19 protein-coding genes and 2 pseudogenes are annotated in these 17,670 nt (G+C 69.3%); 11 read left to right on the forward strand and 10 right to left on the reverse strand.

The annotated features are described in order from the left end of the window. The 4 genes and pseudogenes from JOD60_RS01105 to JOD60_RS01120 all read right to left on the reverse strand — a co-directional run bounded on the left by JOD60_RS01105 (position 1) and on the right by JOD60_RS01120 (position 6,712). Positions 1-2,106: an acyl-CoA dehydrogenase family protein gene (locus tag JOD60_RS01105; protein WP_076691846.1), complete on the reverse strand. Its 2,106-nt coding sequence runs from the start codon at positions 2,104-2,106 to the stop codon at positions 1-3. 313 nt (positions 2,107-2,419) lie between these two features. After that, positions 2,420-3,972 (reverse strand): annotated as a pseudogene (locus JOD60_RS01110) (glycoside hydrolase family 3 protein); the annotation flags it as partial. Positions 3,973-4,074: 102 nt separating this feature from the next. After that, positions 4,075-6,168 (reverse strand): DNA helicase RecQ, encoded by a 2,094-nt coding sequence (recQ, locus tag JOD60_RS01115; protein WP_232321661.1) that lies wholly within the window; start codon positions 6,166-6,168, stop codon positions 4,075-4,077. A gap of 202 nt (positions 6,169-6,370) precedes the next feature. Beyond that, on the reverse strand, positions 6,371-6,712 hold the full coding sequence (locus JOD60_RS01120; RefSeq protein WP_076691847.1) for a hypothetical protein: 342 nt from the start codon (positions 6,710-6,712) through the stop codon (positions 6,371-6,373). A gap of 102 nt (positions 6,713-6,814) precedes the next feature. Here JOD60_RS01120 and JOD60_RS01125 point away from each other — a divergent pair, with 102 nt between their 5' ends. Next, complete coding sequence (locus JOD60_RS01125) at positions 6,815-7,099, forward strand: type II toxin-antitoxin system Phd/YefM family antitoxin (RefSeq protein WP_198159085.1); 285 nt, start codon at positions 6,815-6,817, stop codon at positions 7,097-7,099. Beyond that, complete coding sequence (locus JOD60_RS01130; protein ID WP_076691849.1) at positions 7,096-7,371, forward strand: type II toxin-antitoxin system RelE family toxin; 276 nt, start codon at positions 7,096-7,098, stop codon at positions 7,369-7,371. The genes JOD60_RS01125 and JOD60_RS01130 overlap by 4 nt, the downstream gene beginning before the upstream one ends. 455 nt (positions 7,372-7,826) lie before the next feature. On the opposite strand, the gene JOD60_RS01135 is transcribed toward JOD60_RS01130, so the two are convergent. The 5 genes from JOD60_RS01135 to JOD60_RS01155 all read right to left on the reverse strand — a co-directional run bounded on the left by JOD60_RS01135 (position 7,827) and on the right by JOD60_RS01155 (position 11,290). Beyond that, complete coding sequence (locus tag JOD60_RS01135) at positions 7,827-9,050, reverse strand: Dyp-type peroxidase (protein WP_076691851.1); 1,224 nt, start codon at positions 9,048-9,050, stop codon at positions 7,827-7,829. Then, a complete protein-coding gene (locus JOD60_RS01140) occupies positions 9,050-9,607 on the reverse strand; it encodes a copper chaperone PCu(A)C (RefSeq protein WP_076691852.1) in 558 nt (185 codons plus the stop codon). The genes JOD60_RS01135 and JOD60_RS01140 overlap by 1 nt, the downstream gene beginning before the upstream one ends. Next, on the reverse strand, positions 9,604-10,161 hold the full coding sequence (locus tag JOD60_RS01145) for a copper resistance CopC family protein (protein ID WP_232321662.1): 558 nt from the start codon (positions 10,159-10,161) through the stop codon (positions 9,604-9,606). The genes JOD60_RS01140 and JOD60_RS01145 overlap by 4 nt, the downstream gene beginning before the upstream one ends. Positions 10,162-10,254: 93 nt before the next feature. Then, positions 10,255-10,572: a hypothetical protein gene (locus JOD60_RS01150; protein WP_157127997.1), complete on the reverse strand. Its 318-nt coding sequence runs from the start codon at positions 10,570-10,572 to the stop codon at positions 10,255-10,257. A gap of 439 nt (positions 10,573-11,011) precedes the next feature. Then, positions 11,012-11,290 (reverse strand): recombinase family protein, encoded by a 279-nt coding sequence (locus tag JOD60_RS01155; RefSeq protein WP_307823881.1) that lies wholly within the window; start codon positions 11,288-11,290, stop codon positions 11,012-11,014. A 239-nt stretch (positions 11,291-11,529) separates the two neighbouring features. Between JOD60_RS01155 and JOD60_RS16950 the strand changes: the two genes are divergently transcribed. The 9 genes and pseudogenes from JOD60_RS16950 to trxA (JOD60_RS01195) all read left to right on the forward strand — a co-directional run. Beyond that, positions 11,530-11,664: a DUF8730 family Cys-rich protein gene (locus JOD60_RS16950; RefSeq protein ID WP_269746940.1), complete on the forward strand. Its 135-nt coding sequence runs from the start codon at positions 11,530-11,532 to the stop codon at positions 11,662-11,664. A gap of 5 nt (positions 11,665-11,669) precedes the next feature. After that, positions 11,670-12,035 (forward strand): rhodanese-like domain-containing protein, encoded by a 366-nt coding sequence (locus tag JOD60_RS01160; protein ID WP_076691855.1) that lies wholly within the window; start codon positions 11,670-11,672, stop codon positions 12,033-12,035. A 31-nt stretch (positions 12,036-12,066) separates the two neighbouring features. Beyond that, entirely contained in the window at positions 12,067-12,465 is a 399-nt protein-coding gene (gene trxA, locus JOD60_RS01165) for a thioredoxin (protein ID WP_076691856.1), read from the forward strand. Beyond that, on the forward strand, positions 12,462-14,153 hold the full coding sequence (locus JOD60_RS01170) for an FAD-dependent oxidoreductase (protein WP_076691857.1): 1,692 nt from the start codon (positions 12,462-12,464) through the stop codon (positions 14,151-14,153). The genes trxA (JOD60_RS01165) and JOD60_RS01170 overlap by 4 nt, the downstream gene beginning before the upstream one ends. Before the next feature lie 46 nt (positions 14,154-14,199). Continuing rightward, the gene (locus JOD60_RS01175; RefSeq protein ID WP_076691858.1) at positions 14,200-14,421 is read left to right on the forward strand and encodes a hypothetical protein; all 222 of its coding nucleotides are present in this window, start codon (positions 14,200-14,202) and stop codon (positions 14,419-14,421) included. Positions 14,422-14,432: 11 nt separating this feature from the next. Beyond that, positions 14,433-14,708, forward strand: a complete 276-nt coding sequence (locus JOD60_RS01180) for a metal-sensitive transcriptional regulator (protein WP_076691859.1) — start codon at positions 14,433-14,435, stop codon at positions 14,706-14,708. A 29-nt stretch (positions 14,709-14,737) separates the two neighbouring features. Beyond that, on the forward strand, positions 14,738-14,899 hold the full coding sequence (locus tag JOD60_RS01185) for a DUF8730 family Cys-rich protein (RefSeq protein WP_198159086.1): 162 nt from the start codon (positions 14,738-14,740) through the stop codon (positions 14,897-14,899). 273 nt (positions 14,900-15,172) lie between these two features. Then, positions 15,173-15,709: an RNA polymerase sigma factor gene (locus JOD60_RS01190; protein WP_076691860.1), complete on the forward strand. Its 537-nt coding sequence runs from the start codon at positions 15,173-15,175 to the stop codon at positions 15,707-15,709. Continuing rightward, positions 15,703-16,023: pseudogene (trxA, locus tag JOD60_RS01195) on the forward strand (thioredoxin); the annotation flags it as partial. The gene JOD60_RS01190 and the pseudogene trxA (JOD60_RS01195), both read left to right, overlap by 7 nt. Positions 16,024-16,273: 250 nt before the next feature. On the opposite strand, the gene JOD60_RS01200 reads toward trxA (JOD60_RS01195), so the two are convergent. Further along, the gene (locus JOD60_RS01200) at positions 16,274-17,590 is read right to left on the reverse strand and encodes a DUF2252 domain-containing protein (RefSeq protein WP_198159087.1); all 1,317 of its coding nucleotides are present in this window, start codon (positions 17,588-17,590) and stop codon (positions 16,274-16,276) included. Between the last annotated feature and the right edge of the window lie 80 nt (positions 17,591-17,670).

Below are 17,670 nucleotides of genomic sequence, written 5' to 3' on the forward strand. Positions count from 1 at the left end.
TCACTTCTTCTTGAGCGACTTCTCCGAGACGGGCGCAGAACCGGATGCCGCAAGGTCGGCGTAGTGCGCCCGCGCCTCGTCCTGCCGCGCGCGCTCGGCGCCCGAGGCGATGGGCGCCCGGACGTGCTCGGGCGCGAAGGCGAACGCGTCGACGAGATCCTGCGCGTGGGGGCGCAGGCGGCGGCAGAGCCGGTCGATGTACTTCGACACCGACGCGGCGCGCTGCGTGGAGAGCCGTCCGTTGATGAGGTGCCAGGCGAGGTGCTTCTCAATGAGCGACAGTCCGAAGAGGTCCCGCAGCCAGGTGAGCACCTGCGCCGTGCCCTCGTCGTCGACGCGGGCGATCCCGTCGGTGAACGCCTCCCACTGCAGCAGCTCCGCGTGGGCCCGGGCCGCCTCGATGAGCTCGGCCTGGTTGGCGTTGAAGATCTCGGCGGCCTCGGCCGGAGAGGCTTTGGATGCCGGGCGCAGCCGCGCGGCGATGTCGGCGATCATCTGCTGCACACGACCGGCGAGCAGGTCGTGCTGCTGCTCGGCGCGCAGTCCCAGTTCGACCGAGCGCGCGGTCGAGCCCAGGTCGGCGACGGCCTGACCGAACTGGCGGAGGCCCGCGCCGTGGAACACCTTGCCCGCGGTCTTGCGAGCGGCGAAGGAGGCGAGCTTCGCGGCATCCGCCCCCTTGAACTGCTTCGCGTAGTCGCTGAGCAGCCGCTTGCCGACCAGCTGCAGCAGCACGTTGTTGTCGCCCTCGAAGGTGACGTAGACGTCGAGGTCCTGATGCAGGCCGACGAGCCGGTTCTCGGCGAGGAATCCCGAGCCGCCGCACGCCTCACGGCACTCCTGGATGGTGTCGAGGGCGTTCCAGGTCGACAGGGGCTTCAGGGCCGCGGCGAGGGTCTCGAGGTTCTCGCGCTCGGCGGGGGTGTCCTTGGCGCCCGAGAAGACGCCGTCGAAGGTGCGTAGCAGCTCGTCGCCGGCGAAGAACTGCGCGTAGACCTGCGCGAGCCGCGGCAGCAGGCGCCGCTGGTGCTTTCCGTAGTCGAGCAGCACGACCTCGTCGGTCCCCGCGCCGGAGTCGAACTGGCGACGCTGGTTCGCGTAGGTGACGGCGATGTGGAGGGCGAGCGCCGTGCCGGTGGTCGCCGCGCCGTCCAGCGACACGCGCCCCTGCACGAGGGCGCCGAGCATCGTGAAGAAGCGGCGGCCGGGGCTCGGGATCTCGGACGAGTACGTGCCGTCGGCGGCGACGTCGCCGTAGCGGTTGAGCAGGTTGAAGCGCGGGATGCGGACCTGGTCGAAGTGCAGCCGGCCGTTGTCGATGCCGTTGAGGCCACCCTTGACGCCGTCGTCCTCACCGCCGACACCGGGGAGGAAGTTCCCCTCGTCGTCGCGGATCGGCACGAAGAAGCAGTGCACGCCGTAGTTGACGCCGCCCGTGATGAGCTGGGCGAACACCGTCGCCGCCTTGCCGTGGAGCGCGGCGTTGCCGAGGTAGTCCTTCCAGGCGCCGCGGAACGGCGTGTGGATGACGAACTCCTCGGTGGCGGGGTCGTAGGTCGCGGTGGTGCCGATGGCCGCGACATCCGAGCCGTGCCCCGTCTCGGTCATCGCGAACGCGCCCGGCAGTTCGAGGTCGATCACGTCGCGCAGCCACGCGTCGTGGTGCTTCTTCGTCCCGAGCTGGTGGATCGCGGAGCCGAACAGTCCCCACTGCACGCCGGACTTGATCTGCAGGCTCGGATCGGCGAGCACGAGTTCCATGAACCCGGCGAGGTTGGCGCCGTTGTTCTCCAGGCCGCCGTACTCCTTCGGGAACGCGCGGCGCGAGCCGCCCCGCTCGACGAGGAGTCGCAGCTGGCCGAGCACGCGGTCACGGTGTTCCGGCATGGGCTGACCCTCGATGCGCCAGAACGCGGGGTCCTTGATCATCTCGCGGGCCTCGCGGCGGGTCTCGCCCCATGTCCCGAGCAGCAGGTCGGTGACGGTGTCGAGGTGGATGCGGGCTTCGTGCGCCTCGTCGGCGGAGTGCGCGGCGGTCGGTGCGCCACCGGCGGGAGTGCGCTTGCTGGTGGCGGGCTTCTTGGGACGGACGGCGGCGTCGGTCATGGCGGGCCTTTCGACAGCGGACAGGGAGAGTCACTGTCGACGGTAGGAGTGCCACAACGTCTCCGCAAACCCGTTGCGCAGCGTCCACAACGACCGCGCGCGCCACGGCATCCCTCCTGTGTGAGACCCACACCCACGAAGGGTGAGACTCAGTGTCATCGCGGGGCAGCTGGGGCGCTCGGTCGGGCGCCGGTCGCGGCGGTGTCTCGCGCCGCCGACGTCGCAAAAGCAGGCTGAAACGCATCCTGCCGACCGTCAGCGGCCCGCGGGAGTCGATCCAGCCTGCTTTCGCGACATCATGCCGCGGTGCCCGCTACAGCGAGAGGCCGTGGCCGAACCGGAACAGCGGGTCGGCGGTGTCGAACGGCACGTCGGGGCGCGACGCCTCGACGGCGGCCATCGAGCTAGGGATGTCGAACGGCAGCTTCCCCCGCGCTGGCGCCGCGCCGCTCAGGACGTCGAGGAGGGCCGTCGGGTGCGCGCCCCAGTTGCCGGTGGCGGCGGCGGCCACCTCGACGATCGGGCCGAGGATCGCGGGCCGGTCGAGGAACACGTCGACGACGGTCGGCACGGATGCCGCGACCTCGCGGATGTGGGCGAGGGTCTCGTCCGGGAACTCCAGCGACCCGGCGTGGAAGAAGTTCTCGAACATCGATGAGCGCTGCTCGTACGGCGCCGCGATCCGCAGGAGGGCGAGGTCGGCCTCCGCCGGGGTCGCGACGACCCGGCCGTACGTTGCAGCGACCTCGGCGTCGATGCCCTCGACGTAGAGCTTCGCGCCGCGCGCGAACGGCAGCGCGCCGGCGTTCGACAGCACGGTGATCGACGCCCGCTGCGCGTCGAGGCCGGCGGCGCGATGCTCGGACGCGCCGACGATCGACGCGGCAGCCGCCTCATCGACGTAGGGGTTCTCGAAAAGGCCCAGCGCGAACTTCTCACGCAGCAGGCGCCGCGCCGACACGTCGAGGCGCTCCTCGGACACGAGGCCGTCGCGGACGAGTCCGATGAGGAGGGAGGGGTCATGCTCGCCGCCGAACTGGTCGGCCCCGGCATCCAACACCTTCACCATGCGCTCGGCGGGGGTGAGGTCTTCGACGCCCCATGCCCGAGCGGCGAAGTCGGTGCCCATGATGGGCTGATCGGTGATGTGTCCCCAGTCGGTGCAGACGATCCCGTCGAAGCCGTAGCGCTCGCGCAGCAGGCCCGTGAGGACACCCTTGTTGAAGCCGAAGCCGACCTCCTCGTACTCGGTGCCGACCGGCATCCCGCAGTACGGCATGATCCGGCGGCCGCCCGCCGCGAACACGGCCTCGAAGGGCCTCAGGTGCAGTTCGAACTGGCCGCCGGGGTAGACCTGCTCGCGGCCGTAGTCGAAGTGGGGGTCCTCCCGCCGGGGAAGTGCTTCGTCATGGTGCTGACCGACTCGGGTCCGAAGCTCTCGCCCTGGAATCCGCGGACGTAGGCGGCGCCGAGCGCGCCCGAGAGGTCCGCGTCTTCGCCGAAGGTCTGCAGCTGCCGCGCCCAGCGCGGCTCGGTCGCGAGGTCGACCTGCGGATGCAGAGCGACGCGGATGCCGACCGCTGTGTACTCGCGGCGGGCGATGTCGGCGAACCGTTCGACGAGTTCGGGGTCGGCGGTGGCGGCGAGGCCGAGCGGCTCGGGCCATTGCGAGAACGGACCGGCGAGCAGTGCCGCGCCGGGGTTCTCGCTGAAGCCGTGGCGGGGGTCGGTGGAGATCGTCACGGGGATGCCGAGACGTGTGGATGCCGCGAGTTCCTGCAACCGGTTGTGCCAGCGCGCGATGAGGGTCGCGTCGCCGGGGACCATCAGCAGGTTGAAGTGGCTCATGTGGCGACCGACGACATAGTCCTCGTTCGAGGCGATGCCGAAGTTCGCGATGCTTGGTTTTCTAGCGATGGGGACGTCGGAGGCAGCCGGGGCCGGAGCCGGTCAGACGGCCGCGCACGCTCAGTGCGCGGCGACGACCTGCAGCACGGCGTCGCCGTAGGCGTCGCGCTTCTTCGCGCCGATCCCGGTGATGCCCTCGAGGTCGGTGACGGATGCCGGGCGTCGCTCGGCCAGCGCGCGCAGCGTCGCGTCGCCGAACACGATGTAGGCGGGAACCCCCTGCTCCTTGGCGACGCCGGCACGCCACGCCCGCAGCGCCTCGAACAGGTCGCGGTCGGCGTCGGCCACGGCATCCGTCGCTCCCTGAGCGCGCCGCGAGGCCTTCGCACGTGTCGCGCCGCCTCGGCCGAGGACGTCGCGCCGGAGGGGCACGGCGGCCTCGCCGCGGAGCACGGCCGCGCCCTCCTCGCCGACGGCGAGCACGCCGTATTCGCCCTGCGCGACGATGACGCCGCGGGCGAGCAGCTGGCGGATGACGCTGCGCCAGTCCTGGTCGCTGAGGTCGGCGCCGAGCCCGTAGGTGGCGACCTTGTCGTGTCCCTGTTGGCGGATGCGGTCGGTCGACGCGCCGCGGAGGATGTCGATGAGGTGCCCTGCGCCGAACGCCTGTCCGCGCTCGCGCTGCAGGCGCACGATCGTCGACAGCAGCTTCTGCGCGGGAACGAGGCCGTCCCACGTGTCGGGGGTGTCGAGGCAGGTGTCGCAGTTGCCGCAGGGGCCGGATTCCTGGCCGAAGTAGTTCAGCAGGTTCTGCCGGCGGCACGACACGGTCTCGCAGAGCGCGAGCATCGCGTCGAGGTGCTGGCCCAGCCGCATCTTGTAGGCGCGGTCGCCGGGTGACTGGTCGATGAGGCGGCGCTGCTGCACGACGTCGCCGAGGCCGTAGGCCATCCACGCCACCGCGGGCTCGCCGTCGCGGCCGGCGCGGCCGGTCTCCTGGTAGTAGCCCTCGACGGACTTCGGCAGGTCGATGTGCGCGACGAAGCGGACGTCGGGCTTGTCGATGCCCATGCCGAACGCGATCGTGGCGACCATGACGACGCCGTCTTCGCGCAGGAACCGACCCTGATTGCGTGCGCGGATGGCGGCATCCAATCCCGCGTGGTACGGCAGCGCGTCGACGCCTTGCGTGCGGAGGTATTCGGCGGTCTGCTCGACCGATTTGCGGCTGAGCGCGTAGACGATGCCCGCACTGGCGGCCGGCTGCGCGCGCACGAAGTCGAGCAGCTGGCGACGAGGGTCGACCTTGGGCACGATGCGGTACTGGATGTTGGGGCGGTCGAAGCTCGCGACGAAGTGGCGGGCGGCGGGCAGGCGCAGCCGCTCGGTGAGCTCCTGATGGGTGGCGCGGGTGGCGGTCGCGGTGAGTGCCATGCGCGGGACGTCGGGGAAGCGCTCGGCGAGGTCGCCGAGCGCCAGGTAGTCGGGCCGGAAGTCGTGGCCCCACTGGCTGACGCAGTGGGCTTCGTCGATCGCGATGACGCTCAGCCGCCCGCGCTGCAGCAGCTGCGTGGTCGCTGCGCCGCTCAGGCGTTCGGGGGCGACGTAGAGCAGGTCGAGCTCGCCCGCGAGGAAGGCCTGCTCGACGCCCGCGCGCTCGGTCGGGCTCTGGGTGGAGTTGAGGTAGGCCGCGCGCACGCCGTTGGCGATGAGGGCGTCGACCTGATCATGCATGAGGGCGATGAGCGGGCTGATGACGAGGCCGGTGCCAGGTCGGACGAGCGCGGGCACCTGGTAGGTGATGGACTTGCCGCCGCCCGTGGGCATGAGCACGACGGCGTCGCCGCCGGCGATGACGCGGGCGACGATGTCCGCCTGGTCGCCGCGGAAGTCGTCGTATCCGAAGACCTCCTTGAGCACGGCCCGCGGGTCTTTGCCGGTGTGCTCGGTGCGCGGGGTCACGGGTGCGCTCGCGGTGTCGCGCGTCGGGGCGGCGGATGCCGGGGAGGGAGCGGCCGGGCGATGTGGCGGAGCCGGCGCGTCCGGTGAGGCGCTGCGAGTCGCGCGTGCGAGCGCCCCACCGTACCCGTCGAAGGCGGGATCCGGCGGCGGGGGTGCGTCGAACTCGTCGGGCGGAGTCAGCTCGTCGACATCCCACGGGACGTCGCCGTACGGGTCGTCGAACACCGCGTCGCGCACTCCCCGATCAGTCACCCTCCCAGGCTAACCGGGGTGGCTGACACGGGCGGTGGCGGGAGGCGCCTTCGCAGCGATCCGGGCGGCGAACGAGATCCACAGCGCCATCGACCCTGCTGCCCACAGAGACTGCTCGGCCGGTGTGGGACCGTATGGGGGCAGCTCTCCCGACATCGACGCGTGACTCCACGCACTGAACGCAGCGTGCGCGCGGCGAGTCCTACTCAGCGACCGCGCTGCGGGTGCGCTGCACGGACAGCACACCGTTCGCCACGGAGAGAAGCGTCACGGCGTCGCCATCTTGAGCCTCGATCGTCTCCATGATGTGCACCGATAGAAGGGCGAGCGCTGCCAGGACGCCGGAGCTGTCGTCTCCCACGTCGCCGAGCGCCATCAGCCCATCGGCTGCGTTTCTGGCGGCGTACTCGCTGAGGCTTGCCTCCGTTGCGAGGATCCGAACGCGAGCACCCGCGGTCGGCCTTATGACGAAGCCGCTGGCGTCCATTCCCTCCACGACCAGCCAATCGCCGAGCATCACGCTCAGGTGGTGCTGCAGGCTCACGCGGTAATCATCGCAGGCGCTGCGGATCGGTATGTGGGCGCTGCACAGTAGGGACGAAGCAGGACGGCGCCATCTCGCGCCTCTCGCGCTAGAATTCTGTACATGACCGTACTCTCTCTGGCAGACGCGCGCGCATCGCTGAGCAAGCACGTTGAATCAGCGGTTACCACACATGAGCGTTTCGAGATCACCCGCAACGGCGCACGCGTCGCGGTATTGATGAGCGCTGAGGACTATGACGCGCTCGTGGAGACGGTCGACATCCTGAGCAACCCAGACGAGGTCGCAGCACTGCGGACAGCGATCGCCGAGCTCGAGTCGGGCGACGTGTCGTCTGCCGATGAGGTTCGCGCGGCGATGGTCGCGCGCGGTCGGCTCGCCGGGTGAGCGCCGCGTACGAGGTCGTCTTCACCCGATCGGCCAGGCGCGCGCTGGAAATCACGCTCCCAGAGGCCGTGGCGGCAGCGGCATTCGAGTTCATCATCGGCACGTTGGCCGGGAACCCACGGAGGGTCGGGAAGCCTTTGCGTGAGCCGCTCGCGCCCCTGTATTCAGCACGCCGGGGCGAGTACCGGGTGCTGTACCGGATCGAGGACGAACGACTGGTCATCGAGATCGTCACGATCGAACATCGCCGCGACGCCTACCACCGTCGCTGAACATCGTCTCGGGCAACCAGGGAGGGCCCGCCGTCGACGCGGCGGAGCCGTTACTTCAGAAGATGTGCGCTTGATGTTTCACAGCTCTCCGACTCGAAGGGAATTCTCTCGATGTTGCCCCTCATGCGGGCTATCGGTCAGATGACCGGGAAGCCGACGGGGCTGGAGAAGTTCGATGACGGCACATTCGATGCGATGGCCGAATTCGGTGCGGCAATGGACGGCGCCAGCATCATCCTCGGAGACCTTCCCGATGACTCAAGATTCGCCGTCCAGGAGCCTAGTGGTGTAACGGTAGTGGGGATCGGCCGGGTGGTGGGCAAGGTTGTGACCACCTGGCCGTCGGGCCAGTGGAAGCCCCTGCCTGGCATCCCTATCTACTCGCAGCTTCCACGAGAGGCGAGGTGCGAACTGGAGCGCAAGGGACCGCCCAAGGGCTCGGAAATGATGTGGTGTCAGGCGAGGAGTGTTTCTCCGATGTAGCCGCCGGGCGAGCATCCTGGCGGGACGGCGAACACGGCTGATCCGATGGGGGTGGTCCATTCATTGAGGAGGTCAAGTTCGTCGAGTCTGCGCTGGATGGGGGTGAACTGGGCGTCGATATCGGCTTGGAAGGAGACGAAGATGAGTCCGGAGTCGGATACCTCGGTTCCGATGGGTCTTTCGTCGTAGTTGTAGGCGCGGCGGAAGATCCGCTGCGTCTCGTCGTCGGGCCGGGCGCGGCGCATGTGTGAGAACTCGGGGATGACGGGGAACCCGATCGTCGTCTTCGCGGCGAAGTCGGGTTCGTCGTGCTCGGCGGTGCCGGTCAGCGGGGCGCCGCTGGTGAGGCTGCGTCCTACGGATTGTTCCCGGCCGGGCCGGTCGAGTTTGTCCCATTTGTCGAGATTCATGTGGATGCGGCGGACGACCATGCCGGTGCCGCCGGCGAGCCAGCCGTCGCTGGACCAGACCACATCGTCGAAGTGCGTGGTGCCCGGTCTCGGGTTGGTGGTGCCGTCGACCTGTCCGAACAGGTTCCGCATGGTGGTGCCGGGCGCGACCGATCCGTATGCGCGACGGAATCCCTGTTGCGTCCACCGCACGTCGGCGAAGCTGCGTGCGTCCTTCAGGAGCATGCGCGTGGCATGCGCGACGGTGACGGGGTCGTCTGCCGCGATCTGCAGCAGAAGGTCGCCGTCGTTGAACTCGTCGCGCAGCTGATCGACGCCGAAGGCGGGAAGCGGCTGCAGCCAGGCGGGCGCCTGGCCGCCGGCTCGGGACACGAAGCCTGGTCCGAACGCGAAGGTGACCGTGAGCCGCGCCGGGGTCAGCGCGAGTTCCGGTTCGGAGTCCGCCAGTGCTGCCCGTCCCTGGGTGAGGCGTTCGGCGTCGTCGCTGAGGACGCGCATGAGACGCCGCAGCTGGTCGCGGTCGACGTCGTCGTGCAGGTCGAGCGCGATGAAGGTCCCGTGCGCCTGGGCATCCGTGTCGATGCCCGCCTGGTGCGCGCCGTGGAACGGAACGATCTCATCGCCGTTCAAAGGTGCGGAAGGTGAGGCGACCGTGGTGATGGAAGGGGTGAGCGCGAGGTCGATGCCGATGGCGGCAGCGGCGCCGACGCCGGCGACAGTCCCCCCGAGGAGGAACTGTCGCCGCGTCGAACCTGATCGACGGGCGCCCGATTCGGGCGCTGCCATCAGTTGCTCGGAGTGGGGCTCGGGCTCATGTCCATGTCCATGTCGTCTCCCTCGTAGTTCTCGTTTGCGCCCGAGTAGTCCTTCACCGGGGCGGTGAACTCGTACGTCGATCCGTCGGAGAACGTGAGAGTGAACGTCGCCTCGTCGCCTGCTGCGAGCGGGGCGGTGAGGTCCATCAGCATGATGTGGTTTCCGCCCGGTTCGAGCACGAAGCTGCCCCCGGCGGGGATGACGAAGCCGCCGTCCTTCTCCTGCATGACCATCTCGCCCGAGTCGTTCTCGACGGTCTCGTGCAGCTGCAGCATGGTGGATGCCGGGGACTCCGCGGACACGAGTGTGATGTCCTCATCCGACTCGTTGTTCAGGGTACCGAACGCGGCGGACATGCCCGAGTCCGCGGCCTTGACCCACGCGTCGGTGATGGTGACGGCGTCTCCGGCGGGTGCCGAGGTCGCCGCTGCTTCAGGGGTGGTGGTGGATGCGCAGCCGGACAGGGCGAGGACGGCGGCGGCGAGTAGGGCGCTCAGGCGCGCGCCGGTCTTGATGCGAGTGTTCATGAGGAAGTGCCTTTCTTACGGCGAATGAGATGAATGAGGGCGTAGACGGCGGTCGCTGCGAGGGCGCCGCCGGCGCCGACCAGGAGAATGCGGAGCACTCCCTGGTCCTCTTGTGTGCTCTGGTCCTGCATCGCGACGGCAGGGTCGGTCGATGCGCTTTCGGGTGTGTCGGTGGCGGCCGGTGTGCGTGTGAGCGGTGCCGCTTCACCCACGGTGAACGGGACCAGCCCGCTAATCGGATGCCCGTCCTCCGAAACGACCCGCCAACGGATCTCGTACCCGCCCTCGGGCATCCCGGCACCGAGCTCCACGGTCACCGTGCCGCTCTGAACCGTCGGCTCACCGACGGCCCAGTCGCGCCCCGCACCATCCGCCACGATCACCGCGGCGCCGATCGTGAGCACATCTGCGGAGAACGTCAGAGAGATCTCCGCCGGCGCTTCGGAGAGTTGAGAACCTGACGCGGGAGTGCTGGAAATCAGCTCGTCATGCGCCGCAGCGGGCGACGCGCTGACCAGCACGATCGTCGCCGCAACGGCGACCGCGAAGAGCACGGACGGGGAACGGGACATCGGGCACCACCAATCGATCGCGCACCCGGAAGGCGCGCACACGAAGCCAGCCGACAAACAGTCGGCCGAGCAGAGTCAGAGCGCGATCGGAAGAGGGGGGCCGCGGTGGCGGTGAACCGACAGGCGTGCCGCCGGCCGGACAATCCAGCCCGGCGCGTCTGCGACACCGGCGGGGCGCGTCACGGTGAGTGCGGGGATCACGTCGTGTGTCACGACGCGGCGCGCCCACGCGCGCAGTCGATGACCGAGCGCGAGCAGAGCCCGCAGCGTGCGCTCCCCCTGGTACAGCGCCGCGATCGTCACCGCCGCAGCGATCCCGTGCCCCACCCACATCGAGGGGTCGGCGCACAGCGCCGCCACCGTCGACTCGCCGCCGCTCGGAAGCACCGGCATCCCCGAGTGATGCTGATGCCCTGACGATGTGGAGCTCGAGTCAGATGCGGACACCGCACCCATAACGAAAAGCGTGTGGAAGAGAAGCTGGCTCACAATCACGCTCACAGCCAGACGCAGCCTCGAAAGCCCGCGACCGGTGAGCAGGGTGCTGACCATGACCGCGAGCACCCAGGGAGCGGCGATGCCCACCCACCCCGGGATATCTCCGCCTGCAACCACGTGCGACAGCAACGCCGTGAACGTCGCGACGGACGCGACGAAGACGCCACGCGCAACGCGCGGTGCACGGGAGGAACGCATACGCCCAGTGTGCCAGGTCCCGGACCTGAGCGACTTCGGCCGGCAATCGCTCCGATAGCGGCACCATCGCGGCCGCGGGCATCTGCGGGGCGCCCCTTTCCGAGGCAAGGCACCGCAGTTGCCCTCGGGCCGTGGTCTAGAAGATGTGGGCCTCATACGAATCGAGGCGTGCCTGATGACGGTTCTGGAGCTCTCGGTACACAGTGGCGCGGGACACGCTGAATAGTCCCGCAAGTTCCGTCTGGCTGTACTCGCCCCGGTCGTAGATCTCGAACAGCAGCTTCCGCTGCGGCCCGGTGAATTTCGGCTGCTTGCCCTTCAACCGTCCCTTCGCACGCGCAACGGCCATCCCCTCACGCGTCCGCATACTGATGAGGTCCCGCTCGAACTCGGCGACCATCGCCAGAACGCTCAGGGTGCGCCGCCGAAGGCGACGAGACTACCGGGATCCCCAAGCGGGCATTACCGGTAGGGGAGGTTCGTGAGCGGCTGAAGCTGCGCGCGGTTGCCATCTCTCGCGTGCGGTGCGCGCTGAGCGCCCGGCCGCGAGCGTCGTCTCTCCCCATCTCGCTTCGCCGATTCGCCCGACAGATACCCCCGGGTGTATAGTTTACGTATACCCCCAGGGGTACCGACGGATGAGGAGGAACAAGCGTGTGCAGCAAAGTGACCTGCGGGGAGTGCGGCAAGGCGACGTGGGCCGGGTGCGGCCAGCACGTCGAGGATGCGCTGTGGGGTGTGCCGGCAGAGGAACGGTGCCCCGGCCACGACCAGGCCGAGGTCGCGTGAATACGATGCGCCGCCTTCGACTGCTGGCGCTGCCGGCACTTGCGATCATGTTTGGCGCCGCCACGGCATGTGCTCCGGCGGTCACCCCCGTAGAGGTGACCGAGGAGACCACCGTAGTCGACGTTCGCACCCCTGAGGAGTACGCCGGCGGGCACCTCGACGGTGCGGTAAACATCGACGTGAGCGCCGCCGACTTCACGGCCGAGCTCGCAGAGCTCGATCCGTCCGCCGAGTACGTCGTCTACTGCCAGTCCGGCAACCGCTCGTCTCGCGCCGTGGCGCAGATGGAGCAGGGGGGCTTCACCTCCGTCCACGACGCCGGCGGCATCTCGGACGCCGCCGCAGCGACAGGACTCACCGTCGTCGGCTGACGGGCGACGACCGAGAAAGGAAGGGTCTGATATGGCCACCAGAGAGATCACCCTCGAGGGGTTCGCCGAGGTCGTCGAGCAGAACGACATCGTACTCCTCGACTTCTGGGCCGCGTGGTGCGGTCCGTGCCGCATGTTCGCGCCGGTCTTCGAGAAGGCGTCGGAGCAGCACGCCGACATCGTCTTCGGCAAGATCGACACGGAGGATCAGCGCGAGCTCGCCGCCGCGTTCCACATCTCGTCGATCCCGACCCTCATGGTGTTCCGCGAGGGTGTGGTCGTCTTCTCGCAGCCTGGTGCGCTCGGCGCGCAGCAACTCGATCAGCTGATCACCGGTGTGCGAGGGCTGGACATGGATGCTGTGCATGCCGATGTCGCAGCGCACCAACAGCAGAGAGCGGAGCAGACGCAGAAGGAGGCCGTGCGATGAGGATCGTTGTGGTTGGCGGTGTCGCCGGAGGGATGAGCAGCGCGGCTCGAGCTCGCAGGCTCGACGAGAATGCCGAGATCGTGGTGCTCGAGCGCGGCGCGCACGTGTCGTTCGCCAACTGCGGTCTGCCCTACTTCGTCGGCGGTGAGATCACCGATGCGAGCAAGCTTCTCGTGCAGACTCCGCAGTCGCTACGCGCAGCGCTGGACCTCGACGTCCGTACCCGCAGTGAGGTCATCGCGGTCGACACCGCGGCGAAGAACGTCACGGTCCGCGCCGAAGACGACGTGTACGAGCTATCGTACGACGCACTCGTACTCTCGCCCGGTGCGTCGGCGCTGCGCCCACCGCTGCGCGGGCTCGACTCGCCGCGCGTGCGCACGCTGCGTACGGTCGAGGATGCCCTTTCGTTGCGCGACGAGGTTCACGACGGCGCCCGCCGCGCCGTCGTGCTTGGCGCCGGGTTCATCGGCATCGAAGCCGCCGAGGCGCTCGCCCAGCAGGGACTCGACGTCTCGGTCGTCGAACTCGCCCCGCATCCGCTGCCGCCGCTCGAGACCGAGCTCGCGTGGCTCGTCACCGAGCAGCTCGTCGAGCTGGGCATCACGGTGCGCACCGGCATCGCCGCGGCAAGCGTGGAACGCGGAGAGGACGCTGACACCGTCGTCCTCGCCGACGGCTCGCGGCTCGAAGCCGACATCATCGTGCTCTCGGTCGGCGTGCGCCCCGACACGGCCCCCTTCGAAGCCGCCGGGATCGCGTGCGAGCGGGGTGCGATCGTGGTCGACGCCCACGGCCGCACGTCGGCGCCGGGGGTCTGGGCCGCCGGCGACGCCACCGTCTCGGTCGACGCCGTCACCGGTATCCGTCGGCCTGTCACCCTTGCCGGGCCGGCCAACCGCGCAGGTCGCCTGATCGCCGACGACATCCTGCGACCCGACACCGCCCGGGCTGTGCCGCAGCCGGTCGGCACCGCGATCGTGCGCGTCGGCGAGTTGACCGCCGCGCTCACCGGAGCCAATCGCTCATCGCTGGACGCCGCGGGCGTGAGCCACCGCACGCTCCACCTGCACCCGAACCAACACGCGGGCTACTTCCCGGGTGCGTCGCAGGTGCACCTGGTCGTACAGATCCGCGCGTCCGACGGCTTGCTGCTGGGTGCACAGGCGGTCGGCAACGAGGGTGTCGACAAGCGCATCGACGTCCTCGCCACCGCGATCCGCGCCGGCATGCGCGTCGATGACCTGATCGATCTCGACCTCGCGTACGCGCCGCCGTACGGGCAAGCGAAGGATGCCATCAACCTCACCGGCATGGTGGGCGAGAACGTCATGACCGGCACGCTGACACTCTGGTACCCCGAGCATCTCGACAATGTGCGCGACAGCGCGCTGATCCTCGACGTGCGCACCCCGGCCGAGTACGCGACCGGGTTCGTGCCCGGATCGCTGAACATCCCGCACACCGAGCTGCGAGACCGACTCGACGAGGTCCGCGACGCGGCCGCGGGACGACCCGTGCGGGTCATGTGCCAGTCCGGCGTGCGGTCAGGCATTGCCCACCGCGTCCTCGCGCAGTCAGGCTTCGACTCTGCGTCACTGTCGGGCGGGATGCTGACGCTCCAGGCCTGGCTCGGTGCACGTCAGTCCGACGTGCTCGAGCGGCCCGAGGTGCTCGCACGTGCGTAGGCCCACCGGGGCAGCGTGCTCGCGCAGCAGGTCGGAGCGCACCCTCATGGCGATCACTTCGGTCTTCCTGACGGCGGTCTCGCTGAGCTCGCTCAATCAGCCGTGGTGCGCGATCCCCGCTGGAGTGTGCGCGACGTTCCTCGCGATCGGCGCGATCACCGGCTGGTGCCCGACACAACTGGTCCTCTCTCGCGAAGACCCCACCCCTGTCAATACCCTCGGCTACGACGAAGCCCGCCAGCCCATCGACATCCACTCCCGACCCTGAAGGGACCTCCCATGCCCACAACCGACCCCGAGACACAGAAGCGCATCGTCAACCGCCTGCGCCGCGCCCGCGGCCAGCTCGACGCGGTCATCGCCGCCGTCGAGGCCGAACGCCCCTGCCGCGACGTCGTCACCCAGCTCTCGGCCGTCTCCAGCGCGCTCGACCGTGCCGGCTTCGCGATCGTCTCGACCGCGATGAAGGACTGCATCGCTGACCCCGATGCCACCCGCGACGAGCAAGGCCTCACCACCGAAGAGCTCGAGAAGCTCTTCCTCATGCTCGCCTAAGCGCTGAACCACGAAGGACAAAAGCACCCATGTGTTACGCAGTCACCTGCCGCAAGTGCGGCAAGACGACCTGGTCCGGCTGCGGCCAGCACGTCGACCAGGTCATGCGGGGGGTCCCCGCCGCGCAGCGCTGCCGCGGGCACCAGAACGAGCCGGGCAACGGCTTCTTCGCCAGACTCTTCGGTCGCTGAGGCCCCGCGAAGCACCAGCCCCGTCGAACCCCGCCCGGTCGTCGCTGCGACGCCCGGGCGGGTTTGCGTCGTAGACACGCCGGAGCGTCGCGCCTACCTCACGGTGGTCGGCGTGACCAGCTCCGGGCGTCGAGCGTGCTGTGGCCCGTGGATGTCGTCGTCGGCGAGCAGCCGACCCGGATCCTCCCATCCCTCAACGAACGCGGCCGAAGCCCTCTTGGACCGGTGACCGTCGGCGTGCAACATCTTGGCGGGTGCTGGACACTTCAGAGTATGGAGCGCGAGGTGTCGGAGGTCGAGTTGTGGTCTCGTGCGCTCCGCGGTGACGGTGCGGCACTGGGTGGAGTGTTCGACCTGCACGCCGATCGAGTGTTCCGGCATGTGTTCGCGGTGCTGCGGGATGTGCAAGACGCGGAGGACGCGACCGCAGCGGCATTCCTCGAGCTGTGGCGGCGGCGCGCGGCGGTCTGGGTGATCGACGGCTCGGTGCTGCCATGGCTGTTGGTCACCGCGGCGAACTGCGCCCGCAACCTGGCTCGATCCCGTCGGCGTTACCGGGCGCTGCTGGGTTCGCTGCCGCGCGGTGAGCACACCGAGTCCGCCGAAACTGTAGCCTTCGCCGGCCTTCCCGTCGTCGACATCGTCGATGGGGATCTCGCGGCACACCTGGGGTCGCTGCCGCGGACGGAGTATCTGCTGCTGATGCTGACCGCGGTCGAGGGGTACTCCACCGGTGAAGCCGCTGAAGCAGTGGGTATCACGGTATCCGCGGCGCGGACCCGCCTGTCCCGGGCCAAGGCCCGCCGGTGATCGTCGACATGTGGGCGACCTGGTGCGGCCCATGCCGCATGGTCAGCCCAGTGCTCGAGCAGTTGGCGACCGAGCGGGCGGGCGAAGTGAAGCTGGTCAAGGTGGATGTCGACCGTGCGCCTCGCCTCTCGTCGCGGTTCACGGTCCAGGCGGTGCCGACACTGCTGATCATGCACCGCGGCAAGGTGATCGCACGCCAGGCGGGCGCTGCACCCGTGGAGGTGCTGCGCCGATGGTTCGACGACGCCATGGCCAAGGATGCCGAGAACGAGCAACAGGCCGGTACCGGCATGGACCGGGGACGTGGTCGGTGATGGCGCGCCCCGATCCCCACATCGTCTTCGTCCGTCGGGTGACGCCGCGTGTCCTGGGGTTCTGCGAGGACTGCATGGCGGTCGGCTCCCGATAGGTCCACCCCCGACTGTGCCTCACCTGCGGCAGAGTCGGCTCGTCACCCATGCGGTATGCCCGGACTCGCGCCGGTAGCCCTCGAGACCTCGGCGCGCCCGGAGTGTTCGCCGATCGGCGACTCCCGCAGCGGGGCGGATCGGCTCGCGACCCGACTCAGACGCCGGTTTCGGCCGGGAGGCGACCGGATGCGACGGCTCGACCGAGCTGCTCGAAGTCGGCCTCGGCGATGTCGGCGTAGGCGGCCGACCATCCCGCCGTCGCCTCGGCGAACTGCTCGGATCGGCCGAGGTAGCCCACGATTGCGGTCGAGGCGGGGGACTGCCCGTGCGCCCGAGCCAGGAGTGCGGCGCAGAGCGCACCGTACGAGCGGAACTGGTCGGTGTCGAGCGTCGCCGGATCGATAGACCCCTTCATGTCCCGGAACTGCCGCCAGTAGTAGTCCACTCGGTAGCGGTCCGCGGAGTCACCGGCCCAGCCGCGCATCCATCCGACGAAGAGGTCGGAGTTCGCCTGCAGGATCCGCTGGGCGGCGACGACCCGGTGGCCCTCGTTGAAGTCCGTCACGCCGCGGCGACCCGGAATAGTCGACCGCCGGCCCCCGTACGTCGTCAAGACGGATGGCGGAGCCTCCTTGATCTGGAGGAACAGCATGTCGCCGGTGGGGCCCTCGACGGCGACCAGGTAGCAGCGAGTGCCGACGCTTCCGACGCCGACGACGCGCAGGGCGAAGTCGACCACGCGGTACTGCTCCAGCAGGAACGCGATGTCCTCGCGCAGGGTCGCGCGATACTCGGTGAAGAGATCGGTGACCTCGCCCAACGTCGCGTGGTCGACGTGGCGCAAAATGGGAGGTTGATCGACGATGCGGATGCCGCCGTCGACCGAGACCGTTGTCAGACGCTGCAGGACCCGCTCGGACGTGCGGGCGCGGGCCTTCTTCGCCGCCTCGCGGACCGTCTGCTCGCCCTTCTCGCCGAGGTGACGCGCGACCGAGGACGTGTCGACACGGGCGTAGTAGCGTTCCCGCGTGGAGAGGCGGCAGTAGTTCCGCAACGTCTCGCGGTACGCGTCGGCTGCGGCGAAGGAGGCGTCGCGGCATGCGTCCTCACTCAACCCGATATCGCGCCCGCTGAGGTGCACGCTCGCGGTGAGCCGGCGTACGTCCCACTCCCACGGCGCGACGCCGCCCTCGTCGAAGTCGTTGAGGTCGAAAACGAGCGCGCGTTCGGGCGAGGCGAAGAAGCCGAAGTTCGAGATGTGGGCGTCGCCGCAGGAGACGACCTCGAGGTCGGTCGTGGGTGCACCGCGCAGGTCGGCCGCCATGACCGCCGCCGTGCCCCGGTAGAACGCGAACGGCGATTGCAGCATCCGTCCCACCCGCACCGGCACGAGGTCCTTCAGCCTCGACGCGTGCTGTTCCTCGAGGATGCCGAGGGGGTCCCGGTCGGCGGGGAGGACCAGCTCAGCCAACTGTCGCCGCGGCAGACGCTTCCGCAACCGACGCCCGAGTTCGTTCGCGGATGACCGCGGTTTGCCGTTGCCCATAGGGC

Origin of the sequence: Microbacterium aurum (assembly GCF_016907815.1) — a bacterium.
Lineage (GTDB): Bacteria > Actinomycetota > Actinomycetes > Actinomycetales > Microbacteriaceae > Microbacterium > Microbacterium aurum.